This is a genomic window from Pectobacterium sp. CFBP8739, assembly GCF_013449375.1.
In the GTDB taxonomy this organism is placed as follows: Bacteria; Pseudomonadota; Gammaproteobacteria; order Enterobacterales; family Enterobacteriaceae; genus Pectobacterium.
Window position 1 is genome coordinate 236,330 of sequence record NZ_JACDRR010000006.1, and the last position, 18,725, is coordinate 255,054.

At 53.2% G+C, this 18,725-nt stretch carries 18 protein-coding genes; 6 read left to right on the forward strand and 12 right to left on the reverse strand.

Going from position 1 to position 18,725, the window contains the following annotated elements:
- Window positions 1-14: 14 nt before the first annotated feature.
- The 6 genes from hemW to H0247_RS05495 all read right to left on the reverse strand — a co-directional run bounded on the left by hemW (window position 15) and on the right by H0247_RS05495 (window position 4,305).
- The gene (hemW, locus tag H0247_RS05470) at window positions 15-1,157 is read right to left on the reverse strand and encodes a radical SAM family heme chaperone HemW (protein ID WP_180741625.1); all 1,143 of its coding nucleotides are present in this window, start codon (window positions 1,155-1,157) and stop codon (window positions 15-17) included.
- Window positions 1,150-1,743, reverse strand: a complete 594-nt coding sequence (locus H0247_RS05475) for an XTP/dITP diphosphatase (RefSeq protein ID WP_014916538.1) — start codon at window positions 1,741-1,743, stop codon at window positions 1,150-1,152. The genes hemW and H0247_RS05475 overlap by 8 nt, the downstream gene beginning before the upstream one ends.
- A gap of 31 nt (window positions 1,744-1,774) precedes the next feature.
- Window positions 1,775-2,065, reverse strand: a complete 291-nt coding sequence (yggU, locus tag H0247_RS05480) for a DUF167 family protein YggU (RefSeq protein ID WP_010295005.1) — start codon at window positions 2,063-2,065, stop codon at window positions 1,775-1,777.
- Window positions 2,062-2,616 carry a YggT family protein gene (locus tag H0247_RS05485; protein ID WP_010295003.1) on the reverse strand — a complete coding sequence of 185 codons (555 nt, stop codon included), beginning with the start codon at window positions 2,614-2,616 and terminating at the stop codon, window positions 2,062-2,064. Before H0247_RS05485 ends, yggU begins: the two co-directional genes overlap by 4 nt.
- Before the next feature lie 48 nt (window positions 2,617-2,664).
- On the reverse strand, window positions 2,665-3,486 hold the full coding sequence (gene proC, locus H0247_RS05490; RefSeq protein WP_180741626.1) for a pyrroline-5-carboxylate reductase: 822 nt from the start codon (window positions 3,484-3,486) through the stop codon (window positions 2,665-2,667).
- 90 nt (window positions 3,487-3,576) lie between these two features.
- Window positions 3,577-4,305, reverse strand: coding sequence for a YggS family pyridoxal phosphate-dependent enzyme (locus H0247_RS05495; protein ID WP_180741627.1), 729 nt, complete (start codon window positions 4,303-4,305; stop codon window positions 3,577-3,579).
- A gap of 20 nt (window positions 4,306-4,325) precedes the next feature.
- On the opposite strand from H0247_RS05495, the gene H0247_RS05500 reads away from it, so the two are divergent.
- Window positions 4,326-5,342: a type IV pilus twitching motility protein PilT gene (locus H0247_RS05500; protein ID WP_180741628.1), complete on the forward strand. Its 1,017-nt coding sequence runs from the start codon at window positions 4,326-4,328 to the stop codon at window positions 5,340-5,342.
- Here the strand turns inward: H0247_RS05500 and H0247_RS05505 are convergent.
- Both H0247_RS05505 and H0247_RS05510 read right to left on the reverse strand, forming a co-directional pair.
- Window positions 5,311-7,137: a diguanylate cyclase gene (locus H0247_RS05505; RefSeq protein WP_180741629.1), complete on the reverse strand. Its 1,827-nt coding sequence runs from the start codon at window positions 7,135-7,137 to the stop codon at window positions 5,311-5,313. The genes H0247_RS05500 and H0247_RS05505 overlap by 32 nt on opposite strands.
- Before the next feature lie 524 nt (window positions 7,138-7,661).
- Window positions 7,662-9,233 carry a methyl-accepting chemotaxis protein gene (locus H0247_RS05510; protein ID WP_180741630.1) on the reverse strand — a complete coding sequence of 524 codons (1,572 nt, stop codon included), beginning with the start codon at window positions 9,231-9,233 and terminating at the stop codon, window positions 7,662-7,664.
- A gap of 329 nt (window positions 9,234-9,562) precedes the next feature.
- Here H0247_RS05510 and nsrR point away from each other — a divergent pair, with 329 nt between their 5' ends.
- The 3 genes from nsrR (at window position 9,563) to rlmB (ending at window position 13,325) form a co-directional block, all read left to right on the forward strand.
- Window positions 9,563-9,988: a nitric oxide-sensing transcriptional repressor NsrR gene (gene nsrR, locus H0247_RS05515; protein ID WP_180741631.1), complete on the forward strand. Its 426-nt coding sequence runs from the start codon at window positions 9,563-9,565 to the stop codon at window positions 9,986-9,988.
- 41 nt (window positions 9,989-10,029) lie between these two features.
- Window positions 10,030-12,486 carry a ribonuclease R gene (rnr, locus tag H0247_RS05520; protein ID WP_180741632.1) on the forward strand — a complete coding sequence of 819 codons (2,457 nt, stop codon included), beginning with the start codon at window positions 10,030-10,032 and terminating at the stop codon, window positions 12,484-12,486.
- A gap of 107 nt (window positions 12,487-12,593) precedes the next feature.
- Window positions 12,594-13,325 carry a 23S rRNA (guanosine(2251)-2'-O)-methyltransferase RlmB gene (gene rlmB / locus H0247_RS05525; protein WP_015841585.1) on the forward strand — a complete coding sequence of 244 codons (732 nt, stop codon included), beginning with the start codon at window positions 12,594-12,596 and terminating at the stop codon, window positions 13,323-13,325.
- Between the two features lie 56 nt (window positions 13,326-13,381).
- Here the strand turns inward: rlmB and H0247_RS05530 are convergent, their stop codons facing one another.
- A complete protein-coding gene (locus tag H0247_RS05530) occupies window positions 13,382-14,917 on the reverse strand; it encodes a methyl-accepting chemotaxis protein (RefSeq protein ID WP_180741633.1) in 1,536 nt (511 codons plus the stop codon).
- A 493-nt stretch (window positions 14,918-15,410) separates the two neighbouring features.
- Between H0247_RS05530 and H0247_RS05535 the strand changes: the two genes are divergently transcribed.
- Complete coding sequence (locus H0247_RS05535) at window positions 15,411-15,809, forward strand: DUF350 domain-containing protein (protein ID WP_180741634.1); 399 nt, start codon at window positions 15,411-15,413, stop codon at window positions 15,807-15,809.
- Window positions 15,810-15,916: 107 nt separating this feature from the next.
- On the opposite strand, the gene bsmA is transcribed toward H0247_RS05535, so the two are convergent.
- A complete protein-coding gene (bsmA, locus tag H0247_RS05540) occupies window positions 15,917-16,225 on the reverse strand; it encodes a biofilm peroxide resistance protein BsmA (RefSeq protein WP_180741635.1) in 309 nt (102 codons plus the stop codon).
- Between the two features lie 106 nt (window positions 16,226-16,331).
- Between bsmA and H0247_RS05545 the strand changes: the two genes are divergently transcribed.
- Window positions 16,332-16,784, forward strand: coding sequence for a hypothetical protein (locus H0247_RS05545; protein ID WP_180741636.1), 453 nt, complete (start codon window positions 16,332-16,334; stop codon window positions 16,782-16,784).
- Between the two features lie 35 nt (window positions 16,785-16,819).
- Here the strand turns inward: H0247_RS05545 and prfH are convergent, their stop codons facing one another.
- Window positions 16,820-17,443 carry a peptide chain release factor H gene (prfH, locus tag H0247_RS05550; protein WP_180741637.1) on the reverse strand — a complete coding sequence of 208 codons (624 nt, stop codon included), beginning with the start codon at window positions 17,441-17,443 and terminating at the stop codon, window positions 16,820-16,822.
- Window positions 17,440-18,561, reverse strand: a complete 1,122-nt coding sequence (locus H0247_RS05555; RefSeq protein ID WP_180741638.1) for an RNA ligase RtcB family protein — start codon at window positions 18,559-18,561, stop codon at window positions 17,440-17,442. The genes prfH and H0247_RS05555 overlap by 4 nt, the downstream gene beginning before the upstream one ends.
- Window positions 18,562-18,725 lie beyond the last annotated feature (164 nt).

The following is an 18,725-nucleotide window of genomic DNA, read 5'->3' on the forward strand; positions in this document are numbered from 1 at the left end:
TGCCCACGGAATGATTACTCTTCTTCCACCAGAAACAGTTCCAGCAGGGAGTTCAGGAACAGTTTGCCGTGTTCGGTGATTTGCCAGTGCGTGGCGGTTTCCGTCAGGTAGCCTTGCGCCAGCGCCTGATCCAACTGCGAGCGGATGCTGTGTTCTTCCAAACCGGTGTACGCTGTGAAATCTGCACGCGGCGCGGCTTCTAGCAGGCGAAAGCGGTTCATGAAAAACTCAAATGGCCGATCGCCATTGGCGACGTCGTGTTGTTTATCCAGATAGGTGCCCTGCATATAGCCACGCGGATGGCGGACTTTGACCGTGCGCAGAATGCGCCCGTCGCTGAAGGTCAGCTTGCCGTGCGCGCCACAGCCAATCCCCAAATAATCACCGAAGCGCCAGTAATTTAGGTTGTGCTGACACTGGTAGCCCGGTTTGGCATAGGCAGAGGTTTCATACTGCTGGTAACCGGCGGCGCTCAGTAACGCGTGACCCTGCTCGTAGATGTCCCACAGCGCGTCATCGTCCGGTAGCGTCGGCGGACGCGAGCTGAACAGCGTATTCGGTTCAATGGTGAGTTGATACCACGATAAATGCGGCGGATTGAGCGCAATGGCCTGACGCAGATCGTCCAGCGCTTCGTCCAACGATTGATCCGGCAAGCCGTGCATCAGGTCCAGATTAAAGCTGCGTAAGCCCAGACCGGTCGCCAGATGCGCGGCACGCTTGGCTTCGCCCGGGCCGTGAATACGCCCTAAGCGCGTCAGCTTTTGCGGATCGAAACTCTGCACGCCAATAGATATTCGGTTTATGCCTGCACGCTGATAGCCACTGAAGCGGTCAGCTTCAACCGTTCCGGGATTGGCTTCCATCGTAATTTCGGCATCCGGCGTTAGCGGAATTCTCGCCCGAACGCCGTCGAGCAATGCCTGCATCGCTTCCGCGCTCAGCAGGCTAGGCGTGCCGCCGCCGATAAAGATCGAGTGCAGTTCACGACCGCTCGCTAACGGCAAATCGGCGTCCAGATCCGCCAGCAGGTGATCGACATATTCCTGATGCGGTACGTCGCCTTTCAGCGCGTGAGAGTTGAAATCGCAGTACGGACATTTCTGTACGCACCACGGAATATGGATGTACAGGCTGAGCGGGGGAAGCTTAAGCATTGCGTAGCGCATCCAGCAGCAGGCGCAGCGCCTGACCGCGGTGAGACTGCGCGTTCTTCTCTTCACGCGTCAGTTCTGCTGCTGTTTTACCCAACTCCGGCACGAAGAAGATCGGGTCATAGCCGAAGCCGCCGCTGCCTGCTGCTTCATGCGTCAGTACACCCTGCCAGCTACCGTGGCAGACAATCGGCGTTGGGTCTTCAGCGTGGCGCAGATAAACCAACACGCAGTGGAAGCTGGCACGACGCTGTTCGTCCGGCACATCTTTTAGTGTCAGCAGTAGCTTATCCAGATTCTGCTGGTCGCTGGCATCCACACCCGCGTAGCGGGCCGAGTAAATGCCAGGCGCGCCGCCCAGCGCATCGACAGCCAGACCAGAATCATCGGCAATCGCCGGTAGCCCTGTGATGTGCGCCGCATGACGTGCTTTCAGGATGGCGTTTTCGATGAAAGTCAGACCGGTTTCTTCGGCGGAATCCACGCCCAGTTCAGTCTGCGCCACAATATCCAGACCGAAATCGGCCAGCAAGCTGGCGAGCTCGCGCACTTTTCCGGGGTTTCCGGTAGCCAAAACCACTTTTTGCATCGTCTTGTCCTGCGTGTTTATTCAATCGTGTTTATTCAATGAAGCCCGCGACGTCAGCCGGGATGTGTTGCGGATGGGTAATTCTAATCTGTTTATGCCGTCCGAGTTCGCCTTTTTCAATCACGACCAGACTCTTGGCGACTCGAAACTGTTTGGCGAGGAATTTGGTCAAATGGGCATTGGCCTGCCCATCCACCGGTGGTGCGGTGATGGCGACTTTCAGTTCGTCGCCATGTAAACCCACGATCTGATCCCGGCTGGCTTTCGGCTGAATATACAGCCGAATCACCAGCGCGTCGCCGTGGCGGGTAATGGCACTCACAGCAGGAACCACAGCCCTGGGAACAGATCCATGCCCAGATAGTTGAGCATATACAGAATCAAAATCACGGCCATCGCAGAGAAATCAATGCCACCCATGACCGGAATAATGCGGCGAAGTGGCGCCATGAGCGGTTCAGTCAACTGATGCAGCAGATACTCAATAGGGCTACGGCCCTGACTGACCCAGCTCATAATGGAACGGATGATGATGACCCAGAAGACCAGATAGCCCGCGGATTTAATCAGCGAAATGAGCCCGACCAGCAGGTTCATGGGGCTGAGGGAAATCGCGCCAACCTGAATCAACAGCAGTAACGGGTATTTGATCGTCGTGAGAATAAAGGCCAGCAGCAGCGAGGCGCTATCAATCGGCCCTAATGACGGCAAAATGCGGCGCAGCGGCCCGACAATCGGCTGGGTGATTTTGACGACAAACTGCGACAACGGGTTATAGAAATCGCTGCGTGACCACTGCATCCAGATGCGCAGCAACAGGACCATTACATAGAGGTCAACCAGCGTTTTGACCAGAAAAGTCAGGGTGAGCATAAGTACGTCTTTTCCTTATAAGATAAAGAATCGGGGAACCCGCTTTGGTTAAAAAAGCGTTTCCATTTCCTGTGCGCGAGCAATTGCCGCCTGCATGGCCTCAGACACGGTTTGCGTCAACTGCTGTTCATTAAATACCCGCAGCGCTTCTGCCGTCGTGCCGCCCTTGGAGGTGACATTTTCCCGCAGCGTTGACAGCGGCGTATCGGGATTGGCTTCAACCAGCGCGGCAGCACCGGAAGCGGCCTGCTGCACCAGCAGGCGAGCGGTTTCCTGGCTGAACCCCTGACGAATAGCCTCCTGCTGCATCGCTTCCATAAACAGGAAGAAATAGGCGGGGGCGCTGCCTGCGGCGGCGATCACGCCGTTAATGCCCGGTTCGCTATCCACCCAGCAAATCTTACCGACACTTTGCATCAGTTGTGCGGTGAAGTCTTTATCCGCCTGACTGACGGACGCGGGAGCATACATTCCGCTCATGCCTTTTCCGACCAGAGATGGCGTATTTGGCATAATTCGTACGATATTCAGCGGTGCTCCCAGCAGCGCCTGGAAACGGGCAATGCTGATGCCTGCCGCAATCGAGAGTACCAATTTACCCGTGAAGTTGACGTGTTCATGCAGCGGTTCGCAAACTGTCGCCATCATTTGCGGTTTGACGGCCAGTACAATAACGTCCGCTTCCTGCGCGCAACAGACATTGTCTGCGCTGCTGATCACGCCGTATTGTGCAGCCAGCGCATCGCGATTCTTACCCGAAGGCGCGCAGACGCTGATGTGTTGAGCGGGGTAACCGCCGTTGACTAACCCGGCGATAATGGCCTGTGCCATGTTTCCGGCACCAATAAACGCTATTTTACGTTGCTGCATCTGCATCCTCGTTGCTCACCTGTTTGTCAAAGATGACGTGCCGTTCAGGGCGTGCCTCTGCGGTTTATACGCTTTTGGCTGATGGTTTGGTTATACGCTTTTTGCTGCATAGTCTTTTGCTGCATAGTCCCGCGCGCCAAAGATTGCCGTGCCAATACGCACCAGCGTGCTGCCAGCGGTAATCGCCGCGCGCATGTCGTCCGTCATCCCCATAGAGAGTGTATCAATATGCGGATAAGTTGCGGACAACGTTTGGAACAGTGCTGCCATTTGTTTGAAAACGACCAACTGCTGTTCATAATCGGTTTCTGGTGCCGGGATCGCCATCAGGCCACGCAGGCGCAGGTTGGGCAGTGCGGCGACGCCAGCGGCGAGTTCTGCGAGTTCATCGACCATAATGCCGGATTTGCTCGGTTCGCCGCTGATATTAATCTGCAACAGAACATTTAACGGTGGCAACGTGGCCGGACGTTGTTCACTCAGACGCTGCGCGATGCGCAGACGATCTACGGTATGAAACCAGTCGAAATTCTCAGCCACCAGTCGACTTTTGTTTGACTGTAACGGACCGATAAAGTGCCATTCCAGCGGCGTAGTCGGGTGGTTTTCCTGGAAATAATGAATTTTCTCCACGCCTTCCTGAACATAGTTCTCGCCAAATGCCTTTTGCCCTGCCGCGATAGCTTCTTCGATCGCGCTCACAGGTTTGGTTTTACTGACTGCAAGTAGCGTAATTTCTTCTGGTGCTCGCGCGCAATGCACAGCGGCGGTGGCGATTTGCTGCCGGATGTCCTGTAGATTCTGCTGGATTGTCGTCATGGTTGTTCAGGAGGTTATCTATGGAATTGGATGAGTGGATGGTGCGTAGTGTAAAACATAATGCCTCGGATCTGCACCTTTGTAGCGGCCACCCGCCAGTGTTACGTGTGGATGGGCGGCTACAGCCTGAAAATACCTTACCACGTTTAACGCCGGAGCAGGTGGCACAATGGTGCGATGCCTGGCTCGAACCGGCGCAGCGAGAGCAACTGCGGCAGTTTGGTCAGGTGGACGGCGCGTTAATGCTGCCCGATGGGCAACGTCTGCGGGTGAATGTGTTTCGCCAGCGGGAAGGGCTGTCTGCGGCACTGCGTATTATCCCGTCCGCTCAGCCGTCATTGGATGGGCTACACGCGCCCCCCGTTCTGTCGATGCTGCTGGAGAAACCGAACGGACTGATCCTGATTACTGGTGCGACGGGGAGCGGCAAATCCACGACGCTGGCGGCCATGCTTGGGGCGTTAAACGACCGCAGCGATCGCCATGTGATTACGCTGGAGGATCCGATCGAGTTTATCCATGTCAGCCGGCGTTGCCTGATTCAACAGCGAGAGATCGGTGCGCACAGCGCGTCTTTTGCGCAGGCGTTACGGGCGGCATTGCGGGAAGATCCCGATGTGATTCTGCTGGGGGAACTTCGTGATACGGAGACGATTCGGCTGGCGCTGACGGCGGCGGAAACCGGCCATCTGGTGCTATCCACGCTGCATACGCGCAGCGCATCGCAGGCGGTCGATCGTCTGATTGACGTCTTTCCCGGTGAAGAAAAAGCCTATGTTCGCAGCCAGCTCGCCACCTGCTTGCAGGCTGTGGTGACGCAAAGGCTGTTGCCCGCAGCGCAAGGCGGTCGCATTGCACTTTATGAAGTGCTAACGGCGACGGCAGCAGTCGGCAACCTGATTCGGGAAGGGAAAACGCATCAGCTTCCTGGCCTGATTCAAACGGGAACGGCGGCGGGAATGCAAACGTTCGAGCAAAGCTACCAGCAGCGCTGTCGGGATGGGCTTATTTCACACAGTTGCGCCCTTGCCGTTTAGCCGCATAGAGGTTTGCATCGGCTAACTGGATCCAGTCCTCAACGGAAGCAAGATCGGAACGGTAAGCGGCAATGCCTGCGCTGATCGTGAAATGCAGAGTCTGGCGATCGTATTCCAACGTATGCTGCTCAATCGCTTTACGAATACGCTCAATGGTTACCACTGCCGTTTGGTAAGAGACATCTTTTAACAGGATGATGAACTCCTCACCGCCGAGGCGTGCGACCAGATCTTCCTGACGCAGAGACATGCGCATGAGCATCGCCAGCTCTTTAAGGACGGCATCGCCAGCCAGATGACCGTATTGATCGTTGATGTTTTTGAATAAATCGATATCAATAATCGCCAGACAGCTTTTGTCCGTCTGCTGGTGTTGCTGCTTGTGCAGAAAAAAGGCGTTGGCTTGTTCGAAGAAACTGCTGCGATTGGGTAGGCCGGTAAGAAAATCATGCCCCGCGTGAAAACGCAGAGAGGCTTCTATCTGTGCCCGTTCATCTTCTCGTGTACGGGCACGAATGATAATGCCGAGCGTTTTCACCAGCGGAGCCAGTAGCTCGATCATCGTTTGATCATAACCTTCCCGACGGTTAGCCAGTGCGATCATTCCGATCGCTTTGCCGTTGTGAGTGATTGGGATCCCCAATAGGGAATAGAGTGCGGGATGGATAGGCGGGAGGTCCCGACCAGCCTTTTGTCTCAGCAGGTTATTGGTACACACCACCGTATTGTGGGTCACCACGTGACCAAACAGATTATCCAGCTTACGGAGCGTCAGGCCGCCGTGGGTTCTGCGCTGGTTTCTGTACCAGGCCAGCGTATCTTTATCCCAGGCAAGATTGGATATGGCGGGAAGGTAGAGCGACTGACCGTCCTCGTCTTCCTGCAACGTGGCAATGAAGCCGAAGGTGCTGTTGGTGACATCAAGCAGCCGTTCAAAGACTTTATCGCAGGCAGAGGGCAGATTATGGTCGAGCAGAAAGCTGTCGTGAACGGAGAGCAGGATATCGAGAATGATGCCTTGCTGGTGGGCTTTTTTTTCGGTTTCGACATTCTGCGTAATGTTGTGAGCGTATTTAATGATTTTCCTCACATTGCCGTCGCTATCCATGACCGGACTGTAGGTCGCCTGTATCCAGAATGAATGGCTGTCCTTGCCCAGTCGATGAAAGCGTCCGCTGATGGGATGACCGCGGTGCAGGGTTTCCCAGAAGGTTTGATAGTCGGGTTGTTCGGTATAAAGAGGATCGCAGAGTGACTTATGGTGCAGGCCGAGAATTTCTTTTTCTTCGTAGCCCGTTAGCATCAGGTAGTGTTTGTTGACGTGGGTGATATAGCCGTCTTGATCAAACTCGATAACGCCTTGCGCGCTCTCAATCGCATCCAGTCGTGCGCGATGTTCTGATACGAGGAGTTTTTCCTGCGTAATATCCGTTGCCAGTTTTATGATGCCAATACGTCGGCCTTTGTTATCGATAATTGGCGTATAAGCAGCATGGAGCCAAATAATTTCTCCTTTTTGCGTTTTTCGCTGGAATTCCCCTGCGTTGATATTTCCTTTCACCACATCGTGCCAGAAATGATCGTGTTTTTGGTGCTGGGCTTCTGGCAGAAAAAATATGTGATTTTTCTGAATAATATCTTCTTTTTTATAGCCCAGCATTTTGCAAAAAAGAGGATTAGCTTCAACCAGTTTTCCTGCCAGATCGAATTCGGCAATGGCATAAATGGAATCAAGCGCATGCAGTTTGGCTTCACTGTCAAACCTGGTAATCAAATCAACTGACTGATTATTCATGTTTATCTCTGCCTATATTCTTTCTGTCTTTATCCTTGATTCGCTGTTGTCAGAGGTGTGATTTTATCGTGATGCCGTCTGTGGTGTTATCGGGCGAACGGCAGTCCCCCTTTTTTTACGCGAAAATCAATGGGACGAATTAATAAAATAGCCTGCTATTAATTTGATTAATGAATATTATATTGGTATGTAATTAATGGTCGGCGCACATGATTACAGTTATCAATAAGATGCTTTTTTCATTGTCTTTTTATTCAATATATTTACGCGACTATTCTTGTCGCTTTTAGGCTGTCACTCTACTTATACGCCTATGTACAAAAACAGAGAATAGCGGTAAAAAAATAATACTCAAATTATCTGAAAGTATACCTATAAAATAAGTGCGTTAAGCGTGAAGAGGGTTCCTGACTTGTTCGATTATTTATTCGTCTTTTAAATAGGATGGCGTAAGTAGTGGATTGACGGAAGGGTGCCTGTGGCCAGCGCGGAGGCCGACCACAGGCGGTGTAATACACCGTAGATTAGGAAAGGCGAGGATCTACCTGAAACAGCGCCATGGAGCGCATGAGCTGCTGAGACTGCTGCTCTAGTGACTGTGTAGTCGCTGATGAGGCTTTGACGAGCTGCGCGTTGTGCTGAGCGACCTTATCGATCTGTGTGAAGGCGACGTTAACCTGCTCAATACCGCGATGCTGTTCTTGCGTGGCGGTGGAAATATCTCGCATCAGTTGCGTAATACGGATGATTTCGTCGGTCACTTCATCCATGGTTTCTCCGGCTTTAGTGGCTAATTCAAGCCCTTCGGACACGCGCGTTTGGGAATCCAAAATCAATGCGCGGATTTCTTTCGCCGCCTGTGCGCTATGCTGCGCCAGATTACGCACTTCTCCGGCGACGACGGCAAAACCTCTGCCTTGTTCGCCTGCGCGAGCGGATTCAACGGAGGCGTTCAGCGCCAGAATGTTGGTCTGGAATGCGATGCCGTCAATGACACTGAGAATGTCATTGATACGCTTGGCGCTGGTGGCGATCTCCTGCATTTTTTCAATGACGTAACAGACGGATTCGTTGCTGCGGCTGCTGGTGTTCGAGACGTTGTTGGCGAGTTGGTGCGCGAGTTCGGCATGGTCGGCATTGAGCTTCACCGTCGCGCTGAGTTGCTCCATGCTTGCTGCTGTCTGTTCCAGTGCAGCAACGGATTCGTCGGTGCGTTGGGCAAGTAGGGTGTTCTCTTCAAAGAGTTCGCGGCTGCCGAGATCGATTTGCGTGCTGGCATCACGCACCTGGCTCACCGATTCCAGTAGCGCACCCTGCATGCGGCCGATGGCATCGTTGAGTCTCCCCAGTTCGTTGTCTCCTCCTTGAATCAGGCGACGGGTCAGGTTACCAGCGGCCACCTGCTCCAGTTGCTCAATGGCATAATCCAACGGTTTGAGCAGCATGTGTCGCAGTGCGACCCAGGCTAATGCCACCAGCGTGATAGACAGCAGGCAGGCGATGGCAATGAGTAATAGCATGATGCGCTCGTTGCTCTCAGACTGTGCCAGCCCCTGCTCGGACAGCTGTTGGGCATACTGACGGAAATTCTGGATTGATAAATCAAAGGCTTCGCTCAGCGGGCCGAGCTGTTTTTCCAGAACGTCATAATATTCGTCGGTATACTGCTTTTGCAGTGCACTTAGCATCGGAGCCATGCCCTGCTGAAAATAGGCCTGATAGGTTTTCAATACGTCCTGCGCCAGCGCCTGCTGTTTGGGATCGGCATTGGCTGATTGGAGTACGCGGTCAATATCTTCCTGCGATTGGCGAAGATGCTTCTCTACGACCCCAGTTTCCTTCGCCCCGTCGTCCAGTAGACCGATTTCGATCTTCCTGACGGCGAGCGTTGCCGAGGCACGTGCGCTGAGCGTTTGGTTATAGCCGCTCATCAGGTTGCCCAGTTCAATGCCCTGAATCTGGTTTTGCGCGGTCAGCGTTTCTCTGTCCTTCTTAATCGCGACAACGCCCATGCTGCTGACGATAAGCAGCAACAGGGTAGTGAGCAGCAATAACGTCAATAAGCCGGTACGAATAGAAATATTTTTCAACCTCATGGTGTCCTTTTCCTTACGCCGCCTTCGTCGGTGATAAACCAGTCATCATTGGGGGTGTGGTGTGTGTAACTAATTTGGTGCGCGTAACTAAAGAGCATACGTTATCTGTGTTGCGGTGAGATAAAATTAAAAAGATATGGCAGACGTGAGGGATATGAGGAAGGGCGTAGCCAGGCGGTTTCTCTCAACGCAGGTTTCTCTTAACACATAAGGGGATAAATAATTAGCCGTAGCGTTTACGCCTGGTTTATTATCTGTTAATAGCGTTGGTTTTTCAGGGGCGTACTTAATACGCCGGTTAATGATACCCAGAGGTATCCGAGGTTTATGTGCAGTTAACAAGTTTTACGGATTATGGTTTGCGGGCGCTGATTTACATGGCATCGCTGCCGAGCGGGAAAATGACCAGCATTTCTGAGGTAACAGAAGTGTATGGTGTGTCTCGTAATCATATGGTCAAAATTATCAATCAACTTAGTCGTGCTGGGTTGGTGATGGCTGTGCGCGGTAAGAATGGTGGCATCCGCCTTGGAAAACCGGCAGACACCATCCGAATTGGTGATGTGGTGCGCGAACTGGAGCCGCTCACATTGGTCAACTGTAGCCATGAGTTTTGCCACATTACGCCAGCCTGCCGCTTGAAGCAGGTGCTTCAACAGGCGGTACAAAATTTCCTGCAAGAGCTGGATCAATACACGCTGGCTGATATGGTCAACGAAAACCCGCCGCTTTATAAATTATTGTTGGTTGAATGAATTTTGTTCAGCCTCCTGCTGATGACAACGGAGGAACCGCAATGTCACAAGATCCATTCCTAGAACGAGAAGCAGAAAAATACGAATCCCCCATTCCTAGTCGTGAATATATTTTGGCGCACATTGCCAAGCGCGATACTCCTATTAGCCGAGAAGAATTAGCCACCGATCTGCAATTAACCGGAGAAGATGCTCTCGAAGCGCTGCGTCGTCGCCTGCGTGCGATGGAGCGTGATGGTCAGTTGATTTTTACCCGCCGTCAGTGCTATGCGTTGCCGGAAAAACTCGATCTGCTGCGTGGTACGGTTATCGGTCACCGTGATGGCTTCGGCTTCCTACGTGTGGAAGGCCGCAAAGACGATCTGTATCTGTCGGCTGAAGAGATGAAACGGGCGATTCACGGCGATGTCGTGCTGGCACAGCCGCTGGGCGCGGATCGTAAAGGACGTCGTGAAGGGCGCATTGTGCGCGTGCTGGAACCGCGTACTGGGCAAATTGTCGGCCGCTATTTTGTCGATGCAGGTGTTGGGTTCGTTGTACCGGATGACAGCCGCCTGAGCTTCGATATTCTGATCCCGAAAGAAGAAATTAACGGCGCTCGTATGGGCTTCGTGGTCGTGGTTGAGCTGACGCAGCGTGCCACGCGCCGCACGAAAGCGGTCGGTAAGATCGTCGAGATTCTCGGTGACAATATGGGGACCGGACTGGCGGTGGATATCGCCCTGCGCACCCACGATATTCCGCATACCTGGCCGCCGAAAGTGGAAGAGCAGGTGAAAGATCTTGCTGAAGAGGTGCCAGAAGCCGCGAAAAAAGGCCGTGTGGATCTGCGTAAGCTGCCGCTGGTCACGATTGACGGCGAAGATGCCCGCGATTTTGATGATGCAGTGTACTGTGAGAAGAAACGTGGCGGTGGTTGGCGACTGTGGGTAGCCATCGCGGATGTGAGCTATTACGTGCGGCCGAATACGCCACTTGACCACGAAGCGCGTGCGCGTGGCACCTCGGTATATTTCCCGTCGCAGGTAGTTCCGATGCTGCCGGAAGTGCTGTCGAACGGGCTATGTTCGCTTAACCCGCAGGTCGATCGTCTGTGTATGGTGTGTGAAATGACCATCTCGGCGCAGGGCAAGCTGTCGTCCTATAAGTTCTATGAAGCGGTGATGAGTTCACACGCGCGTCTGACCTACACTAAAGTGTGGAACATTCTGCAAGGCGACGCCGAGCTGCGTGAGCACTACAAACCGCTGGTGGGCGGGCTGGAAGAGCTGCACCGCATGTATAAGGTGCTTGAGCATGCGCGTGAAGTGCGCGGCGGCATCGCGTTTGAAACGGAAGAAGCGAAGTTCATTTTCAACGCCGAACGCCGTATTGACCGTGTGGAAGCCGTGGTGCGTAACGATGCCCACAAACTGATCGAAGAGTGCATGATTCTGGCGAATATTTCCGCTGCGAGATTTGTCGAGAAAAATGAAGAACCTGCGCTGTTCCGCGTACACGACCAGCCGAGCGAAGATCATGTATTAGCCCTGCGCAGCGTGCTGGGCGAGCTGGGGCTGACGCTGAAAGGCGGAATGAAACCGCAGCCGAAAGACTACGCTGAATTGATGAATGAGTTGGCTGATCGTCCTGACCGGGAAATGCTGCAAACCATGCTGCTGCGTTCCATGAAACAGGCGATTTATGACCCAGAGAACCGAGGCCACTTCGGTCTGGCATTAACGTCTTACGGCCACTTTACGTCGCCGATTCGTCGTTATCCCGATCTGTCGCTGCACCGTGCGATTAAATATCTGCTGAGCAATCGCCATGAGCGTTGGACGTCAACGGGCGGCTGGCATAGCGATATTAACGAGATGCTACAGCTGGGCATGCATTGTTCGATGACGGAGCGCCGTGCGGATGAAGCAACGCGCGACGTTGCGGACTGGCTGAAGTGCGACTTTATGCAGGATCACGTGGGTGAGGTCTTTACGGGAATCATCTCCAGCGTGACCGGTTTTGGCTTCTTCGTGCGCCTGAAAGATCTGTTTATTGATGGGCTGGTGCACGTTTCCACGCTGGATAATGACTACTACCGCTACGATAATATTGGTCAGCGACTGATCGGAGAATCGCGCGGGCAGGTTTATCGTCTGGGTGATGAAGTCGAAATTCGCGTTGAGGCGGTGCATATGGATGAGCGCAACATTGATTTTGCGCTGATTTCCAGCACGCGCAAGGTCCGTGGTGAAGGGAAAACCGCGCGCGACCGCGCGAAGAAACCGGAATCGCGTGAGGCTAAGCCAGCTCGACGTCGTCGCAGCGGCAGCAAAGCGCCAGCAAACTTTGAACCGGATGCCGCGTTCCGTAAAGAAGGTGACCGCAACGCGAAATCGGATAAGCCAAAAGCCAAGCCGAAAAAGAACCGCGATAAAGCGAAAAAGAACGCGGAAAAAACGCGTAAAATCGCCGCCGCGACCAAAGCGAAACGAGCAAAGAAAAAGTCTGCTGAGTAAGGTTAGCTTATCTGCTCCCTCCCCTGTGAAGGGGAGGATGGCGTGGGGCAAACCGCTATCTCTACATTAACGGGCACCGCCTGTTATGGTTAATTTGAAGAGTATCAATGAGCGAAATTATTTACGGTATCCATGCGGTTAAAGCACTGCTTGAGCGCGATCCACAGCGTTTTCTGGAAGTTTTTGTTCTGAAAGGGCGCGACGATCGTCGCCTTCAGCCTGTGATTGCAGAGCTGGAAGCGCAGGGCATCGTCATTCAAGTGGCGAATCGCCAATGGCTGGATAAGCAGGCTGATGACGCGGTGCATCAGGGGATCGTAGCGAAAGTCAAAGAAGGGCGGAAATATCAGGAAAACGATCTGCCTGCATTGTTAGACAATCTGGAAACGCCTTTCCTGCTGATATTGGACGGCGTGACCGATCCCCACAACCTGGGCGCGTGCTTGCGTAATGCGGACGGCGCCGGTGTGCATGCGGTGATCGTGCCGCGCGATCGTTCTGCGCAACTGAATGCGACAGTGAAGAAGGTTGCTTGTGGTGCGGCGGAAACCGTACCGGTTATCAGCGTGACCAATCTGGCTCGTACCATGCGCCTGTTGCAGGAGCGTAATATCTGGATTGTTGGCACGGCGGGTGAAGCGGATCATACGCTGTACCAAAGCAAGCTGACCGGGCCGCTGGCGCTGGTGATGGGCGCGGAAGGAGAAGGCATGCGTCGCCTGACCCGTGAGCACTGTGATGAATTGATCAGCATTCCGATGGCGGGCAGCGTGTCTTCCCTGAATGTATCTGTTGCTACAGGCGTGTGCTTGTTTGAAGCCGTTCGCCAGCGCGCGTAATCCGTGTCGCGAATGAGAGTAAAGAGGTGCCCTGGGGCACCTCTTTTTCGTTGGGGCTATGCAGCGGGGCTCGCCAGTCTGTGAATGCCTTGTTGTGAAGGCTGTAAAAGCCGGAAAACGGAAACCGCGTCAGAAAGCACGATGGCTTGCTGCTCCAGCGAGTGAGCGGCAGCAGAGGACTGTTCCACCAGCACGGTGTTTTGCTGCGTGTTCTGATCCATTTCTATAATAGCCTGACCAACCTGAGAGATACCGCGATGCTGTTCATCCGAGGCTGTCGTAATATCCTGCATGATGGTGTGAACCTGCGTCACTGACTGGACAATCCCCTCCATCGTTTTTCCCGCGCCGTTAACGAGAGCTGCCCCGTTATTGATTTGTGAAACCGACTCGGCAATGAGCGTGTCGATCTCTTTGGCGGCCTGTGCGCTGCGCTGTGCCAGATTGCGCACTTCGCTGGCGACAACGGCGAAACCGCGGCCTTGTTCACCAGCTCGTGCCGCTTCTACCGCGGCATTGAGCGCCAGGATGTTGGTTTGAAACGCGATGCTGTTGATCATTGAGGTAATTTCAGCAATGCGGTGGGAGCTTTGCGCAATATCGTGCATGGTGTGGACGGCTTTAGAAACCTGTTCTCCCCCTTGGTTCGCGGTATCGGAGGCATCCATCACCAGTCGGTTAGCCTGATGGGCGTTATCGGCATTCTGTTTCACCGTTGACGTCAGTTGTTCCATACTGGCGGCGGTTTCTTCCAGCGCGGCGGCTTGTTGCGTGGTGCGAGAGGAGAGATCGACATTGCCAGCGGTAATTTCCCCTGCGGCATAGGAAATCTGGTTCGCGCTGAGGCGAATTTTATCAATCATGCTGTGCAGGTTGGTGTTCATCTGCCCCATGGCTGAAATCAACTGGCCCAGCTCATCGCGGCGTTCATTGTGAAGCTGTACGGTAAGGTCGCCTTCCGCAATCGCGCGGGTGGCGTGTAACGCCTGATGTAGCGGGCGTACAATCTGTCGTGAGATAACGATCGCTGTGGTCAGGCCGAGTATGATGGCGATAAGTGTGATCACGCCTAGCTGTATATCGCTGCTAATAACGTTACGGCCCGCACGGCTCTCTTCCGTGAAGTAAAGTTTATTGATGTTTTCCTGCAACCCCGCCATTTGATCGTTTAATTCACTGAGCCGCTGTTGGCTGACATCTGGGCTCATAACCTGCTGGCGCTGTGAAATATAGGCGTTGAGGGATGCGCTGATATCCTGAATCGCGCTTTTATCTTCGGTTGGCCAATGACCTGTGTCGATCGCTTTCAGAAGTGCTGAGAGTTCTTCCTTAATGCTACCGATCGCACTATCGTGCTGTTCCAGATACTGCGCTTTACGCTCCAACGCATAGCCAAAGTTGCCTTCCCGCGCGACAACGGTTTTGTCATACATGGCGCCAAGACGACTGATGCGTTTTAACGACTGATCGCTATTGTGTAATCCGTAAAAGCCGACCATAGAGAGAATCACTCCCATGATGAGCAATAAACCAAACCCTACCAATAACTTGCGCGTTACAGACAGGTTTTGAAATGACATCCAGCGCAGCATAAACCTCTTCCTTTCGTTCATTAATTATTTACCGTCATGGCAGACCAGGAACGGATTAGTTGTTGTTGTGTGTTTGCATAAAAAGCAGGTGATGAATGTGAAACGGGCACTACCTAACTGATAAAAAATGCCTTATCTGTTATCGGCATTTCAGGCGTAATGCTTATCCGTTTTCTTAAAAAATGTGAGGAAACTCGTGTGGATATGATGGCCGGGGGATAACGCGCTCCGCTGGGGACACCAGCATTGTTTATCACGTAAAGTCATGTATAAACGCTTTGCTATGCAAGAATCATCTATACCCGTCATACTTCAAATTGCTTGTGCGTTGGCTGCCCTTACTCACCCCAGTCACTTACTTGTGTAAGCTCTTGGGGATTCGTGCGGTTGCCGCCTTCACGCAACTCGAATTATTTAGGGTATATAATTCTTCTTTACTTCTCCTTATTCGTTGCTGATGCGCCAACGAGTCTCCTTTAAAAGGAATGTTGCTATGCCTATTGTTACGTCGCTACTTGCTTTTGCCTCCTATTTCTTTATCGGGTTTGCCATGGTACTGGCCTTTCTATTTATCTACACCCGCATCACGCCGCATGATGAGTGGGCGCTGATTAAAGAAAATAACGCTACGGCGGCTATTGGGTTTGGTGGGGCGTTAATTGGTTATGTTATCCCGCTTTCCAGTGCGGCGATTAATTCCGTGAGTCTGATTGATTACATTACCTGGGGTGTGGTGGCGCTGGTGGTGCAATTGCTGATTTATTTCGCTGTCCGTCTGTATATGCCGCGTCTCAGCCAGCATATCCAGAATAACGATATTGCCTCTGGTGCCTTTCTCTGCGCGGCCTCACTCAGCGGCGGGATTCTGAATGCGGCGTGTATGTCGTATTAATGTGATGTTGCATGACAATACCGGGAATCTGCCCGGTATTTTTATGGTGGACTGCTTTTTTGTCCGCCATCCTCGTTGACCGCCTTTTGGCAACCTGTCCCGCAGATTCAGCGGTACAGCACGGCACGCGCGAACCACATGCCGGGGAGCGTTGCGGCCTCGGATTTCATTACAATCACGTAATAGCGCGCACCGGAGGCATCGGCTTTTTGTTGAAGGGCGCGATCGACATCATCTGCGTTTCCGCGCATGCTCACCGAAATTGTCCCCATTTTTTCCAACTGGCTGGTTTGCGCATAGCGAATTTCGAGCGCGTTCTCCGCGGGCGGCGGTGGCGCGACAGGCTTACCTTGTATGACCTGGCAGCCCGATAGCATCAGTATTAGGGGTAAGAAAAATATCCGCACGATGTTCATCGTTTCAGCCTGATAGGAATCGATAGCGGAAGTGTAGCGCTATCGTCGGGCCGATGGCATTCTCTTTAAGAGGGAAGCCGTTCAATTTTGGGAAGGAGTCTGATCTGTGCGTTGTATCGCTAATGCTGCTTTTTTGCTGTTGTTTACTGGCTGTGCGTATGCCGAACCTTCATTACACGAATTAGATTCGATCTATCAGCAGTGCCGTGAGCGGGGGAAGGATAGCCCTGTCGCGTTGCCGTCTGAAAACGACTGGTTCTGGACGTTAAACGACGATGATAAAGCCACTACGCTTGTTTATTTGAATGAACAGGCGATGAACCGCTGTACCGGAAGTGAGGTGGATAAATTGGCGATAAAAGCATTCCATTTGGCGGTGGAGGGCGAACGCGGGTTTTTGGATAGGCTCATTGCGGCGCGAACAACAACGTTAAAGCCTTTGCAGCAGCAATGGGTAGCCTCGCATCGCGATGAACTTAATCGACTCGGTGAGCTGCCGGGTTTACAGGCACCGTTCAGCCTATCCCAATACTTTAAGGCTATTTCCGAGAAGAAATAACAGGCGGGCAACCGGTGCCCGACTGTGAGTTGAGGTTAGCGCGATGCAACCAGCGTAAAGTCTTCGCCTTTGAAGACTTTTACCGGATTGCCGCGTTCGATCTGGTGGTGGAACAGACGCCGCTGTGCCCGTAGTTCGGCATGCTGCTGTTGCTGTAACGCTTCCAGACGGTAGGCGATGAGATAACAGGCCAGACGCTTGTTCGCGTGTTGGCTGCGTTCACTCTGCACTTTCACCGTGATGCCGCTGGCGACGTGGGTGGCGCGAACGGCAGACTCGGTTTTATTCACATGCTGTCCGCCGGGGCCAGAGGATTTGGTGGTTTCAAAACGAATCTCGTTATCGGCAAACGCCTGTTCCTGATGAAAGCGCGCGACGCCGATAAACCAGTTCTTGCGTCCGCCACCTTTACGCCAGGGGCTATTGCAGATCCACTGAAGCGTACCGCACCAACTAGCAGCCAGCGATTCCGCTTGGCCACCGTTTAACAGCACCAGTGCGGAACGCAGCGTACCGGAACGTTTCCCCGCTTCGGTTTCGATAATTTCACAGTCAATACCTTGTCGTGCGGCATCCTGTACCAGAGCCTGCAACGCTTTTGCCGTTGCCAGCATGCATTCGTCTGGCCCCTGCGCGGCGGAAAGCTGAAATAATATCATTTATCCTCCCCGCGCGTTTTGTAGGTGAGTACCGGCTTCAGGCGAGCAATCAGCGTGACTAATCCCGCTTGCTGCATCGCACCGATCACGCTGTCTATCGGTTTGTAGGCTTCTGGTGCTTCCTGAAAAATCAACTGCCTGTCCTGACAAATCACGCGGCTACCGAAGCGGGTTCGCGCCAGTTGCTGAACGCTGTAACGTGAAGACAGCCGATCTTTACACTCCGTGCGCATCCACTTTCTGCCCGCGCCATGTGCCAGCGAGTACAGGCTGTCAGCGTGGGGAATGGGGTGCACAATATAGCTGTAGTCACCGCGCGAGCCGGGAATGATGACCGGGCCGCAGTCGGCAGGCGTTGCGCCTTTGCGGTGTAGCCAGCCGGAAATGCCTTCAATCGTTGTCGGTGTTACCAGATTGTGGTTCACGTCCAATGCAGCATCGCCTTCCGTATGCCAGCGATCCAGCATCCGCTGCGCGATCAGCCGCCGATTATGGGTGGCAAACATCAGCGCGAACTGGTGTTGTTCCAGATAGGCTTCTGCGGCAGGCGTGTTGGCTTCAAGCCCCTGATGGCCGAATTCCCGCACGTGAGCTTCCAGTATGGTTTGCCCTAATCCGCGTGAGCCGCTGTGAACGAGCAACAATAGTTGTTTAGGATCGATGTGCAGAGCGTGTAGCGCATCTGCCTGATAGATTTCATCAAGCTGCTGTAATTCCGCAAAATGATTACCGCCACCGATGGTGCCCAGCGAATAGCGAAAATCCGCCAGCGAAGGGGGAATGTCGATATCGTCTTCCAGTGGTCCATCGATATTGCCAAGCCGCTTTTCCAGCTTATCCAGAGAGATTTTGTTGGCGTTCAGGCTCGTGCGCCATAGCGCCATGCCGCAGCCGATGTCGTTTCCGACTAGCGCCGGATAGAAGCGCTGCTGTGAGAAAAAAGCGGCGCCAATAGGGTAACCGCGTCCCGAATGCAAATCTGGCATGCCGGCCACGCGAACCATATCGGGAAGTTGTGATGTAATGTGAAGCTGTTGGATTGCTTTATCTTCAATCCAAGTATTTTCCGTCGCGATCACACTGACGCGCGCCGAAATAGAGCGAATAGCATTGCCCATAGATCATCCTGCTGATCAATTTAAAAATAGGGTAAGGCAGGCTACAGCTGGGGGGGAACGCAAAGCGGAAAAGAATGCGGAATTAGTCCCGAGATGTCCTGCAAAGAATCAGAGTAATGGTCGTCATGATGTCGTCTCCTTTGTCAGTTGGGGGGGGGGGGGGG